This window comes from Flavobacteriales bacterium, assembly GCA_029248105.1.
Classification (GTDB): Bacteria; Bacteroidota; Bacteroidia; order Flavobacteriales; family UBA7312; genus UBA8444.
In genome coordinates, this window is the sequence record JAQWJZ010000018.1 from 66426 (window position 1) to 87776 (window position 21351).

Annotated in this window: 21 protein-coding genes and 1 tRNA gene; 12 read left to right on the plus strand and 10 right to left on the minus strand. The window is 34.3% G+C overall.

Annotated features, from left to right (window positions below; all coding sequences use genetic code 11):
* Positions 1-2: 2 nt before the first annotated feature.
* The 6 genes from P8I29_03340 (at position 3) to P8I29_03365 (ending at position 4510) form a co-directional block, all read left to right on the plus strand.
* Positions 3-722, plus strand: a complete 720-nt coding sequence (locus P8I29_03340) for a lycopene cyclase domain-containing protein (protein MDG1916831.1) — start codon at positions 3-5, stop codon at positions 720-722.
* 77 nt (positions 723-799) lie between these two features.
* Positions 800-1771: a 6-phosphofructokinase gene (gene pfkA, locus P8I29_03345; protein MDG1916832.1), complete on the plus strand. Its 972-nt coding sequence runs from the start codon at positions 800-802 to the stop codon at positions 1769-1771.
* Between the two features lies 1 nt (position 1772).
* The gene (gene gap / locus P8I29_03350; protein ID MDG1916833.1) at positions 1773-2783 is read left to right on the plus strand and encodes a type I glyceraldehyde-3-phosphate dehydrogenase; all 1011 of its coding nucleotides are present in this window, start codon (positions 1773-1775) and stop codon (positions 2781-2783) included.
* A gap of 5 nt (positions 2784-2788) precedes the next feature.
* Positions 2789-3205, plus strand: coding sequence for a methylglyoxal synthase (locus tag P8I29_03355; GenBank protein MDG1916834.1), 417 nt, complete (start codon positions 2789-2791; stop codon positions 3203-3205).
* A complete protein-coding gene (locus P8I29_03360) occupies positions 3202-3567 on the plus strand; it encodes a methylglyoxal synthase (GenBank protein MDG1916835.1) in 366 nt (121 codons plus the stop codon). The genes P8I29_03355 and P8I29_03360 overlap by 4 nt, the downstream gene beginning before the upstream one ends.
* 4 nt (positions 3568-3571) lie before the next feature.
* Positions 3572-4510 (plus strand): ROK family protein, encoded by a 939-nt coding sequence (locus P8I29_03365; GenBank protein MDG1916836.1) that lies wholly within the window; start codon positions 3572-3574, stop codon positions 4508-4510.
* A gap of 10 nt (positions 4511-4520) precedes the next feature.
* Here P8I29_03365 and P8I29_03370 read toward each other — a convergent pair whose 3' ends face one another.
* The 4 genes from P8I29_03370 to P8I29_03385 all read right to left on the minus strand — a co-directional run bounded on the left by P8I29_03370 (position 4521) and on the right by P8I29_03385 (position 6981).
* Positions 4521-5216, minus strand: a complete 696-nt coding sequence (locus tag P8I29_03370; protein MDG1916837.1) for an NUDIX hydrolase — start codon at positions 5214-5216, stop codon at positions 4521-4523.
* A gap of 98 nt (positions 5217-5314) precedes the next feature.
* Positions 5315-5689 (minus strand): DUF983 domain-containing protein, encoded by a 375-nt coding sequence (locus P8I29_03375; protein MDG1916838.1) that lies wholly within the window; start codon positions 5687-5689, stop codon positions 5315-5317.
* Complete coding sequence (locus P8I29_03380; protein ID MDG1916839.1) at positions 5690-6772, minus strand: hypothetical protein; 1083 nt, start codon at positions 6770-6772, stop codon at positions 5690-5692.
* Between the two features lie 136 nt (positions 6773-6908).
* Positions 6909-6981, minus strand: a tRNA-Phe gene (locus P8I29_03385).
* Positions 6982-7066: 85 nt separating this feature from the next.
* Here P8I29_03385 and P8I29_03390 point away from each other — a divergent pair.
* The 6 genes from P8I29_03390 to P8I29_03415 all read left to right on the plus strand — a co-directional run bounded on the left by P8I29_03390 (position 7067) and on the right by P8I29_03415 (position 14263).
* Positions 7067-7786: a type III pantothenate kinase gene (locus P8I29_03390; GenBank protein ID MDG1916840.1), complete on the plus strand. Its 720-nt coding sequence runs from the start codon at positions 7067-7069 to the stop codon at positions 7784-7786.
* Positions 7770-9017, plus strand: a complete 1248-nt coding sequence (locus tag P8I29_03395) for a hypothetical protein (protein MDG1916841.1) — start codon at positions 7770-7772, stop codon at positions 9015-9017. The genes P8I29_03390 and P8I29_03395 overlap by 17 nt, the downstream gene beginning before the upstream one ends.
* Position 9018: 1 nt before the next feature.
* Positions 9019-10323, plus strand: a complete 1305-nt coding sequence (locus tag P8I29_03400) for a tetratricopeptide repeat protein (GenBank protein ID MDG1916842.1) — start codon at positions 9019-9021, stop codon at positions 10321-10323.
* Positions 10295-10900 carry an LPS export ABC transporter periplasmic protein LptC gene (gene lptC / locus P8I29_03405; protein ID MDG1916843.1) on the plus strand — a complete coding sequence of 202 codons (606 nt, stop codon included), beginning with the start codon at positions 10295-10297 and terminating at the stop codon, positions 10898-10900. The genes P8I29_03400 and lptC overlap by 29 nt, the downstream gene beginning before the upstream one ends.
* Entirely contained in the window at positions 10893-12140 is a 1248-nt protein-coding gene (locus tag P8I29_03410; protein MDG1916844.1) for a hemolysin family protein, read from the plus strand. Before lptC ends, P8I29_03410 begins: the two co-directional genes overlap by 8 nt.
* A 62-nt stretch (positions 12141-12202) precedes the next feature.
* Positions 12203-14263, plus strand: coding sequence for a SurA N-terminal domain-containing protein (locus P8I29_03415; protein ID MDG1916845.1), 2061 nt, complete (start codon positions 12203-12205; stop codon positions 14261-14263).
* Between the two features lie 53 nt (positions 14264-14316).
* On the opposite strand, the gene rodA is transcribed toward P8I29_03415, so the two are convergent.
* Genes rodA through purH form a run of 6 tightly spaced genes read right to left on the minus strand, consistent with a single transcriptional unit; the run spans position 14317 to position 21272 of the window.
* Positions 14317-15576: a rod shape-determining protein RodA gene (rodA, locus tag P8I29_03420; GenBank protein ID MDG1916846.1), complete on the minus strand. Its 1260-nt coding sequence runs from the start codon at positions 15574-15576 to the stop codon at positions 14317-14319.
* Entirely contained in the window at positions 15576-17393 is a 1818-nt protein-coding gene (gene mrdA, locus P8I29_03425) for a penicillin-binding protein 2 (protein ID MDG1916847.1), read from the minus strand. Before mrdA ends, rodA begins: the two co-directional genes overlap by 1 nt.
* Positions 17390-17911, minus strand: coding sequence for a rod shape-determining protein MreD (gene mreD, locus P8I29_03430; GenBank protein ID MDG1916848.1), 522 nt, complete (start codon positions 17909-17911; stop codon positions 17390-17392). Before mreD ends, mrdA begins: the two co-directional genes overlap by 4 nt.
* Positions 17904-18704, minus strand: coding sequence for a rod shape-determining protein MreC (gene mreC / locus P8I29_03435; protein MDG1916849.1), 801 nt, complete (start codon positions 18702-18704; stop codon positions 17904-17906). Before mreC ends, mreD begins: the two co-directional genes overlap by 8 nt.
* A gap of 15 nt (positions 18705-18719) precedes the next feature.
* On the minus strand, positions 18720-19742 hold the full coding sequence (locus tag P8I29_03440) for a rod shape-determining protein (protein ID MDG1916850.1): 1023 nt from the start codon (positions 19740-19742) through the stop codon (positions 18720-18722).
* Between the two features lie 12 nt (positions 19743-19754).
* Positions 19755-21272, minus strand: coding sequence for a bifunctional phosphoribosylaminoimidazolecarboxamide formyltransferase/IMP cyclohydrolase (gene purH / locus P8I29_03445; protein MDG1916851.1), 1518 nt, complete (start codon positions 21270-21272; stop codon positions 19755-19757).
* Positions 21273-21351: the final 79 nt, after the last annotated feature.

Below are 21351 nucleotides of genomic sequence, written 5' to 3' on the forward strand. Positions count from 1 at the left end.
TAATGGAATTTTTAGAACATCATTTTTTCTATTTCATTTTAATGATTTTCTCTCTAGCTTATCCATTAGCTCAGAGTTTCGAAAGGCGAATAAATTATTACAGCAAGTGGTCTCGTCTTTTGCCCTCTATAATTGTGATGATGATATTGTTTATTCCATGGGATATCTGGTTTACTGATTTGTCAGTATGGCAGTTTAATAGTGATTATATCTGTGGAATAAAGTTTTTCCTATTGCCTTTAGAAGAATGGTTGTTTTTTATAATCATTCCATTTGCCTGTGTATTTATACATGAGGTGTTAAATTACTTTTTTAATAAGCAATTAGATTCAGGTAGCTATATTAAAATTGCATATTCTTTGGCCTGTATATTAGCCTTCTTTTCAGTTATTTACTCAGACAGATTATATACCCTTATATGCTTTAGCCTAACCTCACTTTCGCTTTTTATTTTGGCAATTCATAAGCCTAACTGGATAGGAACTTTTTTTAGAACCTATTTTGTTTCGCTGATTCCTTTTTTGATTATAAACGGCTTTTTAACTGGTAGTTTCAATGAAACACCAATCGTTAGTTATAGCTCAAGTCAGATAATTGGTCTTCGAATATTGAACATTCCCATTGAAGACAGTATGTACAATTTGTTGATGCTTTTAATAGTCATATCTATTTATGAAAGAAAATCAACCTTAAATAGGATTGAAAATGTCATTTTCACTTAAAGCTGTAACAATTTTGTCTTGGTTAGTGTTGTTTTTACACTTTTTAGTATATCTTTGCTCAAAATATACATTAAGTTATCAAAAAAATAGCAATCATAACTTCAGGAGGAGATTCTCCGGGCATGAACGCAGCACTTAGGAGTGTTGTTCGTTCTGCTAATTATCACGGCATAGAGTGTATTGGTTATTTTCGTGGTTATCAAGGAGTCATAGAAAATGATTTCAAGGTACTTGAAATGCGTTCAGTTAGTAATATTCTTGAGGTTGGAGGTACTGTTTTAAAGACCGCTCGTTCCTTAGATTTTCATAAAGCTGAAGTTCGAGAAAAAGCCTACAACAATTTAATTGCTTCTGGTGTAGAGGCGCTTGTCGTTATTGGTGGTAACGGTTCTATTACAGGAGCTAATGTATTTGCTAGCCAATTTGATTTTCCATGTGTTGGTATTCCTGCGTCTATTGATAATGATATTTATGGTACTGACAATTCAATTGGATTTCAAACCGCCCTACAAACTATAGTTGAATCTGTAGATAAAATTCGAGATACGGCCCGTTCTCACAATCGATTGTTTTTTGTTGAGGTAATGGGTAGAGATAACGGAAATCTAGCTCTTTATTCAAGTATTGCCTCTGGAGCATGCTTTGTTATAATCCCAGAAAAGCAGTTCGAAATTAAAGATTTAGCAGAGCGTTTGAAAACAGGAAAGTCCTTGAGTAAATCGTCAAGTGTTGTTGTAGTAGCCGAAGGAAATAACCATGGGTCGTCCTACAAAATTGCTGAAGATTTAAAAGAAGTATTCGTTGAGTATGAGTCTAAGGTTACTATTCTAGGTCACCTTCAAAGAGGGGGCTCTCCAGTAGTTATGGATAGGGTCATAGCTAGTAGATTAGGCTTGTCGGCTATTCAGGCGTTAATGTCGGAAAACCACAAGCATATGGTAGGTATAATTAAAAATGAAACGGTACTGATTCCTATGCAAGATGTGGTAGACAAAGAGAAAAAAATAAACGAAGATTTATATAAGTTAAACAAAATTATTTCAAGATAAAATGACAAAAATTAAAGTAGCAATTAATGGATTTGGTAGAATCGGCAGAAATTTTTTCCGTCAGGCCCTAGAATCTGAAAACATAGAGGTCGTAGCAATTAACGATCTTACAGATGTTAAAACATTAGCACATTTATTAAAGTACGATTCTACACACGGCGTACTAGCAAACCAAGTAAGCCCATCGGATAACAAGATTTTGGTTGATTCAACAGAAGTTCCTGTTTTTTCATGTCCAAACCCACAAGAATTACCTTGGAAAGATTTGAATGTGGATGTGGTTTTAGAATCTACTGGAAGGTTTTTGCAGAATGAACAAGCTTTGCAACATGTAATTGCTGGAGCCAAAAAAGTGGTTATTTCGGCACCTTCCCCTGATGCAAAAACAATAGTTTTAGGTGTGAACAATGAGGTTATTACCGAGGAAGATTTTGTGTTTTCAAATGCTTCTTGTACTACCAATTGCTTAGCGCCAATGGCAAAGGTAATTAACGACAATTTTGGAATTAAATCTGGCTATATCACTACGACTCACGCATTTACGGCCGATCAGAGTTTGCAAGATATGCCTCACAAAGATTTGAGAAGAGCACGTTCAGCAATGAACTCAATTATACCAACAAAAACAGGAGCGGCTTCTGCTGTTGGTAAGGTATTACCTAGTTTGAATGGAAAGTTAGACGGTATCGCTTTACGTGTGCCCGTTGCATGTGGTTCAATAACTGATTTTATATGTGTTACAGAAAAAGAAACTAATGTAGATGAGGTAAATAATTTATTACAAGCTGCTGCTAATACTACTATGAACGGAATTTTGGCAGTGAGTTCTGACCCATTAGTTTCAATTGATATTGTTGGTAGAAAAGAATCTTCAATTATTGATGCTGAGTTGACAAAAGTTGACGGGAATTTGATTAAATTAGTTTCTTGGTATGATAACGAGTCTGGCTATTCAGCACGACTAATTGATTTATGTTCAATCGTTACTGAACAAGCACTAACAAAAATTTAATAAAAATGAGTAAGATAGCAGTAATAGCCCACGACAACTTTAAGCCTAATCTCTTAGAATTTCTAAAGAGCAAAAAATCATGGTTTTTTGGTAGAGAAATTGTTGCCACAGGTAGAACTGCTGATTTCTTAGAAGAAGGAGAACTAAACTTACCATTATTTCACGTTAATAAAGGATCTGATGGTGGTTACCTTCAGATTACAGAAATGATAAAAAAAGGCGAAGTAGGTATTGTATTCTTTTTTAGAGATGCAACTATCGTACAACCTTATCATGAGGATATTAACCAACTGCTTAATACCTGTGATTTGGAAAACATTCCATTGAGCACGAATCAAGCAGGTGCAGAATTGCTAATCATTGGCAAAATAAGAATGGAAGCTTCTCAAGAGGTCCAATCCAAACTTAATTCGAATCAATGAAGATAGCTATAATAGCACATGATGGTACTAAAGACCGTCTTAGAGGATTTATACAGTCCAAATTAGATGTGATAAGCAATCACACCATAGTTTGTACAAAAAGCACCTCTAAAATTGTTATAGAATTTGATTTAGATGTTACCGCAGTAGAGTCGGGTCCACTAGGTGGAGATGCCCAAATTGCTGCTCAAATTGTAAGTAATGAAATAGAGGCTGTTCTTTTTTTAAGAGATCCTTTAGGGAAACACCCTCATGAACCAGATATTAATATGCTGTTAAGATTATGCGATGTGTACCAAGTTCCACTTGCCACTAATTTTAAAACAGCAGAGATTTTATTAAACCATTTTAAAAGTCTATAATAAGATGAAAGTAGTTGGCGTAGATATAGGGGGGACAAATACAGAGTTGGCCGTTGTTGATTTAGTAGAAGGCATTGTTAAAACAAGCTCTTTCAAAACAAAAGCAAGCGATTCGTTTGCCGAATACATAGGCAGTCTAACTCATCAAATAGAGGCATTAACACTAGAGTATAGTGTTGAAGCTATCGGTATAGGTGCGCCCAATTATGATTCTAGTGCCGAAACTTTTTGTCCTGTAAATTTTCCTTGGGATGATTTGAAGCCTTTCAACTTAAAGGTTCATATAGAAGAAGTACTTAATATACAAACTCATTTAATTAATGATGCCAATGCATCAGCTATGGCTGAGAACCGTTATGGTGCAGGAAAAAAATATAAAGATTTTGCTCTAATAACAATTGGTACAGGTCTTGGCGGTGGTATAGTTATTAATAATCAGCTATTTGAAGGTGCTTTTGGATATGCTGGAGAGTTCGGACACACTAAGATAGAAGGTTTAGACAGACAATGTAATTGTGGAGGTGTAGGCTGTCTTGAAACGGTTGTCTCTGCTAATGGGATTAAAAAATCTTACGCAGTCAATATGAAAGAGATAAAAAGTAGCGAGCCTACCCAAATCCCATCTGTAAAAGCCATTTTTGACAAAGCAAAAAATGGAGACACAAGATGTCAGGCTATTCTTGATTTTACATTTGAAAAGTTGGGACAAAAAATGGCAGACTTTATTCATATCTTGAATCCTCAAGCAATTATTTTCTGTGGGAATATTGCCAAATCAATGGGAGCCTATATGCCTATCATTTCAGGATTTTGTGAAGCACAATTACTGAATGATTTCAAAGGAAAAATCCATTATGGTGTTTCCGAATTATTAGATGATAGAATGAATGTTTTAGGGCCAGCATCTTTAGCTTTTGCGAAGGCTGAAGAATTAGTTGGGTAAAACTAAATCCTTATTGTTGGTTGAATTTATATAATTCAGCAGGTTTGTGAGAAACGCCTTTTTGTTTTTCGTTAGTTTTTTCTAAAATCCCTTTACTGATAATTTGTTTTCTGAAGTTTCTCTTATCTAACTTTTCGTCTAGAATGATTTCATATAGCTCTTGCAGTTGCGATAAAGTAAATTTTCTAGGTAATAATTCTGAAGTTACTTCATGGTTGATTTCCCTTCTTAAAAATTGGATAGCATCATTAACAATTAAATTATGATCAAAGGCCATTTCAGGCATATTTTCAATATTTGTCCAACAAACATCATGAGCAAAATAAGAAGCTTCAGGGTTATAGTCTTCCATTCTTACAATTGATGCATATCCAACTGTTATTACTCTTTCGTTGGGGTTTGCTCTGAAGTTTTTAAGCCATTCTTTATCTTTTTCTTCTTGAACACGGCTTGGACTACCAAAGGTCTTAAATTGTTTCAAATATAAATTATCCAATTTGGTCAGGCTGTAAAGGATTCTATTGGCTGCTTGGTCTATGTCTTCATCTAACTCAATAAGATCGCCAGGAATAGCAAACTGAGTTCTTTTTTGTTCATGTTTTGAAAAGGGGTCAACTTTTTTTTCAATTGTTAACACTTTTAATTTTTTTTCTGAGTCGTCAAACCCAAAAATTACACAATCGACAGAAACATTGATTTTAGACATATTTTTTTAGTATTTAATCAAAGATATTAAATTATACTAATAATAAAAGGCTTTAAATGTCCAAATTACACTTAGAACGGATGTTTTTAATTCAAAAGTTATTTTTTGACCTTATAATGAATAAAAAGATTAGCCCAAATTATTTTGGACAGATGGAAAAGGTATGGAGTGCCAATCAACAATAAAGTCCCTACAAATGATAGTATTTGTAAAAGAGAAGCATTTAATCTAAGAAGCCAATTAGCAGAATAGGATGCAATAAATATAGCGATGCCTATAGCATAAGAAATATACATAGCGCCAAAATAAAAACCCGGTTCTTTGCTAAATTTCAAGTTACACTTGTAGCAATTTGTATAAAGTTCACCTACCTTTTTGAAATTATAAGCATTCGATACAAAGAAATCTCCTTCATGACATTGAGGGCATTTAAAGTGTAAGATGCTATATAGCTTTGTTCCTTTTTTTATCATTTATGATAAGTAAAAAATAACGCCTAAAAAACTGAGGTATAAGCCAATGATAAATAGTGACCTTAAAAGGTTAATGGACCTTAGCCAATAAATTATGGTTATAGGAATGGAGAAAGCAATCAGTAATACAGAGGATAACAAAACAATATTGTTAGATTCTTCTGATGTTGTCGTAGAAATTATCTCTTGGTCATTCACTATAAGATAAGCAAGGACGGGAAGTCCAATCCCTATGCATATATCGAAAATATTACTGCCATAAGCATTAGAGAAAGCATCTTTATACTTTTCGTTTTTAGCATCTTTTATGGATAAAATAGTATCAGGAATACTTGACGCAACGGCAGCAACAAAGAAGGTTATGAAAAATAGATTCATATTCAATTGACTAGATAGGTGTTCGCTACTTGTCACCAACTCTTTGCAAGCAATTGAAATTATGATAAGGGATATAAGTAGTATTAAACTTGCGCTCCATGTATTCAATGTTTTTTTATTTGATATTAATGCAGCTATATTTATAGTGATAATCGTTCTTAAAAATGATGATTCTTCTATTAGTGTTTCCTCATGCTCTTCTGAAATAGTTGATGATGCGCCGGAAATGTTTTTATTTCTTTTGAGAAATACCAAAAATATATAAAGGCAGTAAAGAAGAATAAGAATTGCGGCAAGATAAATAGATATTCCGCCAAAATAAAGACCTGCAAATAGGGCAACCTCAGTGATAATTAAGAAAAAACCATCTTGTTCAATAATTTTTTTATCGGTAGGGAACAGGGGAGTCCCTTTTTTGTAATAAATAACCAAAAAAGAAATTGCGGGAATTATAGCGATATTAAAAATTGAACTCCCTATTATTGTTGCATAACCCGCTGAAAATCCTTCCAAATCACCTATGTAAAAAAGAAAGAAAAATGAAATGAGTAATTCAGGAAGTGAACTAGCTATTGCATTTACTGTTGGACCTTTTATACCTTCACTAAGGTTACGAGTTAGATAGGATGATGCAATGTCAAAGGATTCACTTGCTTTCCAGATTAAGTAGGTCGAAACACATATTGTAATAAGCGATACAATCATTTTGTAAAATTAAATAAATATGTGATGAGAACACATTACTCTATTTCTTTTTTTAGCCATTTGAAATTTTTGGCGATATGTAGGGAATTAAATAATAAAAACCCTCTTACTACTAGAGTAAGAGGGTTGCTTAAAGTGGTGCTACCAGGATTCGAACCGGGGACACAAGGATTTTCAGTCCTTTGCTCTACCAACTGAGCTATAGCACCTTTTAAGGTGGGTGCAAATGTAAAAAAAAATCTATTGCAACAAATAATTTTCTGATGCTTTTGCTTTTATTAACTTTGGAGCGTTTTGCAAAGGAGAAAAATAACAATAGACGAAGGTAATACAATTACTAAACTAGCTCTTTTTGAAGGGGATGACCTAGTGTTAAAGGAAAATAATGTTAGTGTAGAACGTGTATTAGAACTAGCTTCCAATTGTGATAGACTGATCGTTTCATCCGTTAAAAAAGATAGCGAATATGGTGCTTTATCAGAAAAAAAAGACGTGTTGGTGTTAAATTCAACTACACCTATACCTGTTTCGAATTGCTATAAAACACCCAATACTTTAGGTAATGATAGAATTGCTTTAGTTGTAGGGGCAACAGTTCATTATTCAGGTCACAATGTGTTAGTTATCGATGCTGGAACTTGTATTACGTATGATTTTATTAATGCAGAACAAGAATATTTAGGCGGGAGTATATCTCCTGGGATTCGAATGAGATACAGTGCCTTACACCAATATACAAGTCAATTACCGATGCTTAAAACAGAAGAAAAAGCTGCACTTATTGGAGGTGATACAGAGGAATCCATACACTCTGGGGTAATAAATGGAGTCTTAGCTGAAATAGATGGTGTAATTCAACGTTATATTGAGCAATATCCTGACGTTAAAGTTGTTGTAACTGGTGGAAATGTTAAACTCTTTGATAAGGGATTAAAAAATACCATATTTGCAAGCCCAAATCTTTTGATGGAAGGTTTAAACAAAATATTAGATTACAATGAGTCGTATTTTTAGAATTTTAGCTTTTGTGCTTTTTTCCTTTTCGTTAATAGCGCAAAATGAGACAAACTCTCCGTACTCTCGTTTCGGCTTAGGTGACCTGCAAAGCTTTTCTACTGCAAACCGCTCAGCAATGGGGGGTGTCGGGATTGCAATTTATGACCCGCTATCAATAAACATAAGTAATCCTGCATCTTATTCGTCAGTAAATTCACAGCGATTTACTATGCAAACAGGGGGGCTTCATACCACTAAAATCTTAGAAACAAATAGTCAAGATCAAGTGGTCAATTCAACAAAGTTTAATTATCTGATGTTTTCTTTTCCCTTATCCAAGTTTTGGGGGACAAGTGTTGGAATGCTACCTTTTTCTGAAATGTCGTATTCTTTTTCTGATGTGAGTACTGACCCAACTGCCAACCTAATGTTTGAAGGCAATGGCGGGATAACTCGCTTTTATTTTGGTAATTCAATCAGTATACACAGAAATATATCTCTTGGGGCTAACATGAATTATCTCTTTGGTAATCTAAATACAAGCAGGAAAGTCATTTTCGATGATACGAGCATATTAAATTCTAGAATTAATGACGATGTAAATATCAATGGATTTTATTTTGACTTTGGTTTAATCTATAAGGCCAAACTAGGGAAATGGAATTCAGTACTTGGCTTCACATTAGATAATGGCGGTGAGATTTCTGCTGAAAAAACAGCTCTTGTGGAAACCTTTAGAAGTTCTGGTGACTTTGAAATAATTGAAGACACAATAAGTTTTGACCAGCAATTAGATGGCAGTTTAGAGTTGCCTACATCAATGGGTTTTGGCTTGGCTTTAAATAATGATCAATGGAAAGTGATGGCTGATTATAGAAGTGATAATTGGTCTGAATACAAACTCTTTGGCGAATCAGATGATTTAAAAAATAGTAATAGAATGTCGTTGGGTCTTGAATTTGTTCCAGATAAAAAGTCAATTAATAAATACTATAAAATGGTACGTTATCGTTTAGGAGTATATACATCTGAAACATATTTGAATTTGAGAAATCAACAATTAGATGAGAAAGCAATCACCTTTGGTTTTGGTTTGCCCTTAAAACGAAGCGGCTCTCTTCTTAATCTCTCTGCAGAGTTAGGTAAAATGGGAACAACTGATAATAATTTAATACAAGAGTCATTTGCTCGATTTAAAATAGGTTTTATTTTTAGCGACATTTGGTTTATTAAAAGAAAATACAATTAATATGAAAATTTTAATGTTTTTGTTTGCGGCATTTATGTCGGTTTTGGTGAGTGCTAATCCTATTGCTGATAGCAAGTTTGGTTCTGATAGCGTTCAATGTGTCACTAACATATCTTTGTATCGAGAGTATGTGAAGCAAAAAAACTATGATGATGCCTTAACACCTTGGAGAAAGGCTTATGAATTGTGTCCAAAAGCTACAAAGAATATCTACATAGATGGAGCTAAGCTTTTCAAATATCTAATCAAGAAGAATAAAGGCAACAAAGAACTACAGACGGCTTACTTAGACTCTTTAGAAACCTTGTATGATAACAGAATTGCTAATTTTGGAAAAGAAGACTATGTACTAGGATTAAAAGGTTCTGATATGATGAAATATTCTTTTTCTGACTTGGATAGAGCATTTTCGTATTTAAAGCAATCTGTTGAAGGTCAAAAAACTAAATCAAAAGCCTCAGCTTTGTTTTCTTATTTCAAAGCCGCAACAGAAAAATATAAGGCTAAATCCTTTGATAAATCACAAGTGCTAGAAGTATATGCCGTTGTTGCAGATTATCTTGATGTTAATATTTCTGTTGAATCAAAAAGTAAGAAGTTCTATGTTAAAGCCGCAGAAAATGTAGAAAAGCTATTTGTGCCATTTGCAACCTGTGAGGATCTAATAGCTATGTTTGATGCCAAATATCAAGAGTTTCCTGACGATTTAAATCTTCTTAAGCGTATAGTTAAAGTACTAGATAAAAAAGATTGTACTGATGCCGAAGTGTATTTTTCTGCAGCTCGAAAACTTCATGAAGTTGAGCCTTCAGCACTTTCGGCTTACAATATGGGTAACCTTTCAATAAAGAAAAATAAATCTTCTGATGCCATTGCATTTTTCAAGCAATCGTTAGATCTTACTGAAGTTGATGCCGATAAAGCGAATAGCTATTATGGTTTGTCGGCAGCTTATTTTAAGTCAGGAAATAATTCTACTGCTAGATCATACGCCTACAAAGCATTAGAGATTAGCCCTAGTTGGGGAAAGTCGATGTTGCTTATTGGAGATATATATGCTGCATCTGCCAATGAATGTGGTTCAAACACTTTTGAGTCTGCCATGTTATATTCTGCAGCAATTGATAAGTTTATTGCAGCCAAGAATATGGATAGCTCTGTTGCCGACTTAGCAGCTAAAAAAATTGCTACATATTCTAAATATTTACCTAATAATGAAGATGCCTTCTTTAACGGTTATAAAGAAGGAGACTCTTATAAAGTCGGTTGTTGGATAAATGAATCAACTAAAGTTAGAATTAAATAATTTTTTTATAGTACCATTAGCACATATTACTATCCGAAAGATTCTGTCTTTAGGTCTTTTAATGCTAATAATTGCATGTTCTAACGATTTGGAAAAAATTCATGAAATTTCTATTCAAAACCAAGCTTCTTTTCCAATAGAAACTATTAAAGATTGTGAAATTATTTATAGCGACTCGGCCAAAGTTCGCGTATTGTTGAATGCTACTCTTATGAATCGATATGCTGATGAAGATTCGTATGTAGAATTTAAAGACGGTTTAAAAGTTCAGTTTTTTGATGTGAACGGTAAAAAAGAATCTGAGCTAAATGCTGACTACGCTATTGTTGATGACAAAAAAGATTTGATGTTAGCTCAAAACAATGTCGTTGTTAGGAATGTCGATGGCGATATTTTAGAAACTGAAAAGTTAAATTGGAACAAGCAGAAAGAAGAGATTTTTACCGATGAATTTGTTAAAATAACGACAGAAAATGAAGTCATTTTTGGTCAAGGATTGGTTTCTAATCAAAACTTTTCTAAATATTCTATTCGAAAAATTAAAGGTACTATCACTATAAATCAGTCTAATGAATAGCTGGATAATCATATTTGCTTCAGTTTTACTTTCCGCCTTTTTCTCAGGAATGGAAATAGCATATATTTCCTCAAATAAGCTGAAGTTAGAACTTGACAAACAATCTAATTCTATCGTAGCTCGACTGTTGCAAAAGATTTTACATTCTCCATCGAAATACATCGCTACTATGCTAGTTGGTAATAATATTTCCTTAGTAGTTTATGGTATAACTATGGCAGAAATATTGGAGCCAAAAATTGAAGTATATACGCAGTCTTCATTTTTAGTTTTATTGATACAGACGTTTTTATCGACACTTATAATACTGGTTACTGCCGAATTTTTGCCTAAAGCTTTCTTTAGATTAAACCCTAATCGGTTCTTAAAAATCTTAGTAGTACCTCTATATCTTTTTCACTTTATATTAGCGCCTATAGTGAGGGTAACACTTTTCTTGTCCAAAAGAGGTCTTAAATTGTTTGGGCTAGTATTGGTAGAAGACTCACCTGTCTTTGGTAAAGTTGACCTTGAAGAGTACCTAAAACTGCATACCAATGAAATGGAATATAAAAACCTTGATGTTGAAGTTCAGATTTTACAAAACGCTCTTGATTTTTCAAGTGTTAAAGTTCGAGAATGTATGTTGCCTCGTACAGAGATAGTTGCAATTGAAGTATTCAAGCCTATTGAAGATTTGTTAAAGATTTTTATTGACACCAAACTTTCAAAAGTGCTTATCTATAAAGACAATATTGATAAAATCATAGGTTACGCTCACTCTAATGAGATGTTTAAGTCACCCAAAAACATAAAATCCATTCTTATACCCATTCCTTATGTCCCTGAAAGTATGATGGCTAACGATATGCTTGAACTGTTTATAAAAGAAAGAAAAGGTGTAGCCGTTGTGGTTGATGAATTTGGTGGAACTTCTGGAATGCTTACTATTGAAGATGTTGTAGAAGAAATATTAGGCGAAATTGAAGATGAACACGATAATGAAAAAGATTTAGAAATAAAGATTGACGATTTAAACTATCGATTTTCGGCACGTTTAGAAATCGATTACCTTAATGATAAGTACCACTTCGATTTACCAAGGTCTGAAGAGTATGAAACCTTAGGTGGATTGTTGATTAGTCAATTGGAAGAAATACCAGAAAAGAACACCGAGATACATATTGGAAATTATACCATAGTTGTTGAAGAAGTGTCCGATACAAAAATAGAGGCAGTAAGTCTTGTCAAAACTGATTAACCTTACTATTTTATATATCATATAACATTTGTATATTCGCCATCTTGTAAAAAAAATGAAGTATGATTAGTTTAGAAAATATTAGAAATCGTTCAGGTTTATTGTTAGTGGTAATTGGATTCGCAATGTTAGCATTTATCCTTACCGATTTGATGTCGTCTAGTAACGGTGCCTCATCAGCTACAGATTTAGTAGTTGGAGAAGTTGGTGATGATGAAATAGATTACCAAGTTTTTGAGCAAAGAGTACAACAGACTTTAGAATCTCAAAGGCAATCAAACCCAAATGTTGATATTGCTCAAGTTAGAAACTCGGTTTGGAACCAAGTTGTTAGAGAGGCGATTTTAAACAATGAATTTTCAGACTTAGGCCTAGAGGTTAGTGCAGGCGAGTTGTTTGATATGGTGCAAGGAGAAAACCCTTACCCTACAGTAAAACAATCATTCACTAATCCTGAGACTGGAGAATTTGATAGAGCAAGGTTATTACAATTCCTCAAAGAAGATATCAATAATGACGAGACAGGTCAGGCTATGCAGCAATGGTTAAACTTTGAAGAAGCAATCCGTATTGAAAGACAAAATAACAAATACAATGCTTTAATTGCTAAAGGCTTATCTGCCTCTGATTGGGAAGCAGAATTAAGTAGAAAAAATCAGAGTGAAATCCGTAATGTGTCATTTGTTCAAATTCCTTTTGAAACAATTCCTGACAGTTTAGTAACAATAAGTGACTCTGACCTAAAATCATACATCAAAGATAACAGCGAAAAATACCAACAAGAAGCATCTAGAGCAATAGACTACGTTGTATTCAACGTTAATCCCTCTAATGATGATAGATTAGATGCTCAGGAGTGGATAGAAGATATCAAAGCTGATTTTTCTGAAACAACAGAAGATGATGTATTTGTCAGAAAAAATTCAGATGTTTTTAACCGTGTTGTTTTCGTTGGGGAAAGCGCTTTGTCTGATGATGTAAAGTCGTTAGCTAATTCTCAGACAGGTACTGTGGTAGGTCCTTTTCAACAAGGATTTAATACACTTAGGTTAGCTAAGTTAGTAGCCAAAGAGTCAAGACCTGATTCTGTTGAGGCGAGACATATATTAATTTCTACACCTGATGCAGAGGCTCAAATTGATAGTCTAAAAAATCTTATTAGCAAGGGGCAATCTTTTGCTTCATTAGCAGAAACTTTTTCTGAAGATAGAGGCTCGGCTAATAATGGCGGTGATTTAGGTTGGTTTGCTGAAGGCTTGATGGTTGACCAATTTAATGAGGCTTGTTTTAGTGCCAAAAAAGGAGAGCTAGTAGTTGTTAATACTCAGTTTGGTGTACATCTTATTGAGGTTGTTGATAAATCTAGATCTTCACAAAAGTATAAAGTTGCCTATTTAGATAGACAAGTTCAATATAGCAATGCTACTTACCAAGAAGTTTTTGCCAAAGCAGGTAAGTTTGCGGCGGAGAACACTACTTACGAGCAATTTAATGAATCATCAATCGCTGAAAACCTTTCTAAAAGGGTTGCAGATGAATTACAAGAAAACACCGTTGCTATACCTGGTTTAGAGAATCCAAGAGAATTAGTTAGATGGGCTTACGATTCTAAGGTAGGTAATGTCTCAGATGTGTTTGAGTTTGGAAATAAGATTGTTGTAGCCACTTTAACATCTATTAAGAAAGAAGGTCTTACTGACTTAGAAGATGTTAGAGCTGAGGTTGAAACTATTGTCCGTAACAACAAGAAATCTGAAAAATTAATGGACGAATTATCTGACTATTCGACATTAGAAGATATCTCATCTACATATGGTTCTTCAGTTAAAAATGTTGAAGGGCTTAATTTTTCTAGTAATCAAGTTCCAAATTTAGGTGATGAGCCAGCTTTTGTAGGTGCTGCTTTTGCTGTTGAAGAAGGACAAACCTCTAGAATATTTAAAAGTAGAAATTCAGTATGCATGCTTAGGGTTGATAAAGTTATTTCAGCTCCTGAAAATGCTGATTACTCAAGTGTAAAAAACTCAATAGTAAACAACTTGCAGTCTAGATCTTCTTATCAAGCTTATCAAGCTCTTGTTGAATTGTATGATGTAAAAGATAATAGATCAAAGTTCTATTAGTAGAGAGTTTAACAAATTAATCTAATCCTTAATGCTAGTCGTTGAGGTTTTTTTTATCTCAGAATTTGTAGCCTGTACGAATCCAAGTTAAGGAAGATAAATAATAGAATAGTAAAGCCCCATAAGGAAGATCCACCATAACTGATAAATGGTAGTGGTATGCCAATAACAGGAGCTAAACCTATAGTCATGGCTATGTTAATAGCTATGTGAAAGAAAAAGATACTGACCACACCATAGCCAAATACTTTGCTAAATATGGAGCGTTGTCGCTCTGCTAAGTACAGTAAACGGAATAAAAAGGCGAGGTATAGGAGCAGTAATAAAGAGCTTCCTAGAAACCCCCATTCTTCACCAATCGTACAGAAAATAAAATCAGTACTTTGTTCAGGAACAAAGTTAAATTTAGTTTGTGTTCCATTAAGATAGCCTTTGCCAGTAAAGCCACCAGAACCTATAGCTATCATAGATTGATTGACATTGTATCCTGCGCCATGGGGATCGCTTTCTTGCCCTAGCAGTACTTTTATTCTTGTTACATGATGAGGCTCTAAAACACGTTCAAAGACATAATCAACGCTAAAAATAAAACCAATACTCATTGCTAAGAACGATGAAATGATAAGGAGTTCTCTAAGTTTTCTATTAGAAATAATAAAAAAGAAAACAGCAATAACAGACAAAATAACTATAAGTACAATTTTGGAAACTATGATAGATGTTACAAATAATATAGTCGTTACTATAGCTATGATTAGTAATGTGGCAGGTAGCCCAAAGCGATAAAGGACAAGGATAAAGGTAGCGTAAACCAGTGCTGACCCCGTATCATTTTGAAGAATAATACATAGAACAGGCAGTATAATAATAGCCGTAGCTATGATTTTATTTTTAGATTTTTCTAGAGACATATTGAGTCTGCTCAAGAATTTTGCAATAGCTAAACAACAAGCCACCTTAGCAAACTCAGCAGGTTGAAGTCGCATAAACCCAAAGTCAAACCAAGACTTAGCACCATTAATCTCAATACCAAAAAACAAAACCCCTAAAAGGCTCAGGATAGATAGAGCGTATATCAGATAGGCGAACCCCTCAAAGAATTTCCAATTGAAAAACAAAATAAAAATTGCAATCACAAAAGCTATTGAAAGCCAAATTAGCTGACGCCCATATTTTTGACTGAAATCCATCAGTTGATGATTCTCATTGTACAGAGCAGCATAAATATTTAACCAGCCAATTAATACCAATACTACATACATTAGTACGGTCCACCAATCTACTTTATCAAATATGTGACTCTTAAATCGCATTAATATTCTATTATTCCTTCTGTTATCTTTTTCTCTAAGCCACCTCTTTCTATGGTATCGTTTAGGTATTTTTCTATCATTAGACTACCAATAGGAACGGCCCATGTTGAGCCCCAGCCTCCATTCTCTACATATACTGCCAAAGCTATTTTGGGATTGTCTTTAGGGGCAAAGCCAATAAATATGGAATGGTCTTCACCATGTGGATTCTGTGCTGTTCCTGTTTTGCCACAAACTGTAATGTTTTCCATTTTGGCAATATTTGAAGTACCTAGCTCTTCATCTTCTACCACTTCTTGCATACCTTTTATAACAATTTCAAATAATGAAGAGTCAATCATGGTATATAAAGGTTTAGTAAACCTGCTATCAATACTATCATTGTCAATAGATTTTACAATGTGCGGCGTAAAATAATATCCTCTATTTGCTATTGCTGCCGTCATATTAGCCATTTGTATTGGAGTGGTTAGTAGTGCATCTTGACCTATCGAAAGTGACAGATTGGTTAATGATTTCCATCGGTTTCTGCCATAAATTCTATCGTAAAAATTTTGAGTCGGAACAAAACCTTTCTGCCCAGTTGGTAAATCGTTATTGAGCCAATTCCCTAAGCCAAAACTTGTGACATAATTTCGCCAAACTTCATAACCTTCGTAGGTGTTAGGGTATTTTTCAATAATTGCTCTATATACATTACAAAAATAAGCATTGCAAGAGTTTGAGATAGATTCAGTTAAATTGAGGGGAGTTCGATGAGGGTGGCATTTCATCTTGCGTTTTTCTTCACCATATACGTAACCTTCGTCACAACCGAACCTGCTTCCTGAATAGATTACTTTTTCTTGTAGCCCTATCAATGCATTTATCAATTTAAAAGTTGATCCGGGGGGGTATTGTGCTAATGTTGCTCTATTAAACAAAGGCTTATTTATAGTGTCTTCATTCAATACAAGATAATTTCCAGAACGTTTTCTGCCTACTAGGTTGTTCGGGTCGTAATTTGGCGATGATACAAGACATAGAATTTCACCTGTTGAAGGTTCTAAAGCAACGATACTACCTCTTTTATTTTTCATTAGCAATTCGCCATAGTTTTGAAGATGGATATCTATAGACGATTGTAAATTTTTGCCAGGCTTTGATTTAATATCAAATTTTCCATTGTTAAAACTACCTTTGATATTGTTGTGTACATCTTTTAAAAGTAACTTAATGCCTTTATCTCCTCGGAGTTTGTCTTCATAGGCTTTTTCAATTCCGCTAATACCAATATAGTCGCCTTCTTTGTAATAAGGCTTATTCTTTACGGTCTTTTGCCCTACTTCTCCAACATAGCCTAATAAATGACTTGCGGTAGAAAAAGGGTATTTCCTTAGCGTTCTGGTTTGCACAAAAAAACCAGGCATCAGAAACATATTCTCTTGTAATTTAGTGTACGTTTCAACGGAAATTTGTTTCATTAAAATACTAGCCTTGTACATAGAGTATTTTCTAGCTTTTTCGATTCTATTCATCAAATTAAGAGTATCTATCTCTAATAATGAACAGATAAGCCCAGTGTCTAATTTAGTGGTTTGCTTTGGGGTAATCATTAGGTCGTAAGCAGCCTCATTGTACACTATGAGTTCGTTGTTTCTGTCATAAATCAAGCCTCTTCTTGGGTAGTCTGTTTGTTTTCTAATGACATTATTTTCAGAGGAAGTTTTAAAGCTATCATCTAAAACTTGAATGGAGAACAAACGAATGATAAAGATGAGTATAACGAGTCCAAAAAAGCCGCCAATTATATACGTTCTGTTTTCGTATTGTTTCACTTTGAAGTATTTCTAGAATTCAAAAATTGAAAGATGATAAGTAGTATAGAGCTTACTAGTGCACTCGCTATAGTACGAAGCAAAACATTGCCAATGTCAAATCTAAATGCTTCGATAGCAAATAATGCAAAGTGATGAATAAACACCAATATGGTTGTGTAAATGACACTTATTTGAACCCCAAATTCTTGCATAGAAAACTCAATAGTAGTTTGAGTTTTGTTTTTTAACTGTGGAACTAATCGGAGTAAAATAGGGTTGCGTAAATAAACGATTAGAACACAAGCAAAGGCATGCATTCCCATAGAGTTCTGAAAAGAATCTATAATAAGCCCCGTGCATAAGGCTATAATTAGGTTTAAATTCTTGTTGGACTTATTGAAGGGTAATAATATGATAAATAGAAGGTAAATATAGGGGTTGATATAGCCCATGAAAAATATATTGTTGAAGATAAAGACTTGCAAGAATATAAAAAGTAAAAATCGAACGCTATGTCTAATGGTTATGTTATTCATCTAAGTCAGTTTCAAGATTATCCTTTTCTTCTTTATTCAACGATTGGCATACGTTTACATATCTCAGTTGTTTTAAATCCTCTATGAATGTTATTTTGATTTTATGAAATTTATCATCTTCTTCAGTATCAATTTGACTGATGATTCCTAGCTCAATTTTTGAAGGGAAGATGTGTGAAAACCCACTAGTTACGATAGTGTCGCCTAGATTTAAATTGACGTGCGATGGTATATCATAAATTCGAGCCTTTTTATAGTTTTTGCCGTCCCATTGTAAGGATCCAAAATGGTTATTTTTTTTGATAGCTACACTTAGTTTGCTTTGGCTATGTAAAATAGATAGAACCGTGCTATAACGTTTTGATGTTTCTTTGACTATTCCAATAACTCCTTTGTCAGAAATAACTCCCATGCCTCTTTTTATGCCGTCAATTTCCCCTTTGTCCAATGTCAAGTAGTTGTTGGCTTTCGCTACGGAGTTGTTAATTACAGTTGCTGAAATAAAATGGTAAGGGTCTTTGCGGCTAATGGAGTCATTCGTCTGATAGCTGATTAAACTTTTTAGTTTAGCATTTTCTAAAAGAAGTAAATCGTTGATCTTTTTAAGAGAAAAATAGTCTTTAAAATTGCTAATTATAGCGAAGCTATTAGCTGTTACGCCATTAGTTGAATTTATAAATGCGGCTTTGTGAAAATTGCTATTTTGAATAATAAGGAATAAAGAAAAGCTTTCTAGTAGAATAAATAAAAGTAAGTGGTTGTGTTTGTTTATTAATTCTAATAGGTTTCGCATTTTGTATCCAATAGTTTATCGAATTAAAAATGGGAAGTTTTCTGTATTCTTCAATGCAATACCTGTTCCTCTAGCAACAGCTCTAAGAGGGTCTTCGGCAACGTAAACAGGAAGTTTAGTTTTTAGAGAAATACGCTTATCCAATCCTCTAAGCATTGAGCCCCCACCAGTAAGATAAATACCAGTATTATAAATGTCGGCAGAAAGTTCAGGGGGTGTTTGCCCTAAAGCAGCAAGTACGGCCTGTTCTATCTGCGATATGGTTTGATCTAGTGCTCTTGCAATTTCTTTATAGGTAACGATAATTTCTTTTGGTATTCCACTCATTAAATCTCTTCCGTGAACTGCAAAATTCGCTGGTGGTTCTTCCAATTCTTGAAGAGCGGCACCCACATTAATTTTAATTTTTTCAGCCATACGTTCACCGATATCAATATTGTGATGGTTACGCATATATATACGAATATCAGTAGTGAAGTTATCTCCAGCTACTCGAATTGACCTATCAGTAACGATGCCTCCTAGTGAGATGACGGCAATTTCTGAAGTTCCACCACCTATGTCGATAATCATGTTTCCTTTTGGTTCAAGCACATCTACTCCAATTCCAATAGCGGCTGCCATTGGTTCGTGAATAAGAAATACCTCTTTGGCTCCGGCATGCTCTGCAGAATCTTTAACGGCTCGTTTTTCAACTTCCGTAATACCAGATGGAATACAAACTACCATTTTTAATGATGGAGAAAAGATACTTTTCCTTCTGGGTATCATTTTTATCATTCCTCTAATCATTTGCTCAGCGGCAGAGAAATCCGCAATTACACCATCTTTAAGTGGTCTAATTGTTTCTATGGTTCTGTGTGTTTTTCCATGCATTTGCTGCGCTTTCTTCCCGATAGCAACAACTTTATTTTGAATAATGTCTTTAGCTACAATAGAGGGTTCATCAACAACTACTTTGTCATTGTGAATGATAAGAGTGTTTGCTGTACCTAAATCAATAGCAATCTCTTGCGTCATAAAATCGAAAAAACCCATATTCTTTTTCTTTTAGTGTTTAAAATGTCTTGTTCCGGTCATTACCATGACCATATTGTTTTCGTCGCAGTAGTCAATCGACAGTTGATCTTTGATAGATCCTCCGGGTTGAACAACTGCTTTTATACCAGCTTTATGTGCAATTTCCACACAATCGGCAAAAGGAAAAAAAGCATCGGAGGCCATTACGCAACCTTCCAAATCAAAATCGAAATGATTAGCCTTATTAATAGCTTGATTTAAGGCATCAACTCTTGAAGTTTGACCTACGCCACTTGCTAACAACTGATTGTCTTTTACCAAAACAATAGCATTAGATTTGGTGTTTTTACAGACTTTACTAGCAAACTCTAATTCTGATAAATGTTGACTGCTTGGCTTTTCTTTGCTTACGGTTTTCATTCCTTCAGCTCTGTCAATGGTCACATCTTTATCTTGTTCCAAAACGCCATTTAAAATGGTGCGAAATTGTCTCGTTGGTAGCTTTGTTTCCTTCTGCACTAATATAATGCGATTTTTCTTGGATTTCAAGATTTCTAAGGCTTCTTTTTGATACGATGGCGCTATGATTATTTCGCAAAATAAAGCGTTTATTTCTTGTGCCGTTTCTAGGTCTAGCTCTACATTGCAAATCAGAATTCCACCAAAAGCGGATATAGGATCTCCGGCAAGTGCCGCAAGGTAGGACTCTTTTAGATTGTTTCTTGACGCTATTCCACAAGCGTTATTGTGTTTCAATATTGCAAAAGTAGTATCTTCAAACTCTGAAATAAGATGAATAGCAGCATCTACATCTAATAAGTTATTGTACGATAGTGCTTTCCCATTTAGTTGATCGAAGAAGCCGTCTAAGTCACCATAAAAAGTTCCTTTCTGATGAGGGTTCTCTCCGTATCTCAAACCATTGGCATTAGGCATACTGTATTTAAAAGCGGTATTGCCGTTATCGAAATAAGAAAATATAGCCGAATCGTAGTGAGACGAAATGTTAAATGCTTTTGATGCGAATAGTTTTCTGTCTTCTAGTTCAGTGCCATCTTTTTCTTTCAAAATATCATGAAATTCTTGATAATCATCTCTTGAAGATATGACCATTACATCTTTGAAATTTTTGGCTGCTGCTCTTATAAGTGATATTCCACCAATGTCAATTTTTTCAATGATAGACTGCTCGTCAGCACCTGAAGCAACGGTTTCTTCAAAAGGGTATAGGTCTACAATAACAATATCAAACTCTGGAATATCATATTGAACAAGCTGTTCGTTATCGGAATCTAAAGAACGGCGGCTTAAAATTCCTCCAAAAATTTTAGGGTGTAAGGTTTTCACCCTTCCGCCTAATATAGAGGGGTATGACGTTAAATCTTCAACTCTGTTGACTTCAACGTTTAAGTCTTCTATAAATTTCTGTGTGCCCCCAGTAGAGTATATGTTAACTCCTAATCTATTGAGTTGTTCAACTATTGGTGCTAGACCGTCTTTATAAAAGACAGAAATTAAAGCGTTTTTTGGCTGTATGTGCTTGTCCATTAATTAGATGTGTTTCCATGCAATATTACCTATTTACTCACTTACTATCAACCACTATTAAAAGGTTTTGCTTGTTTGT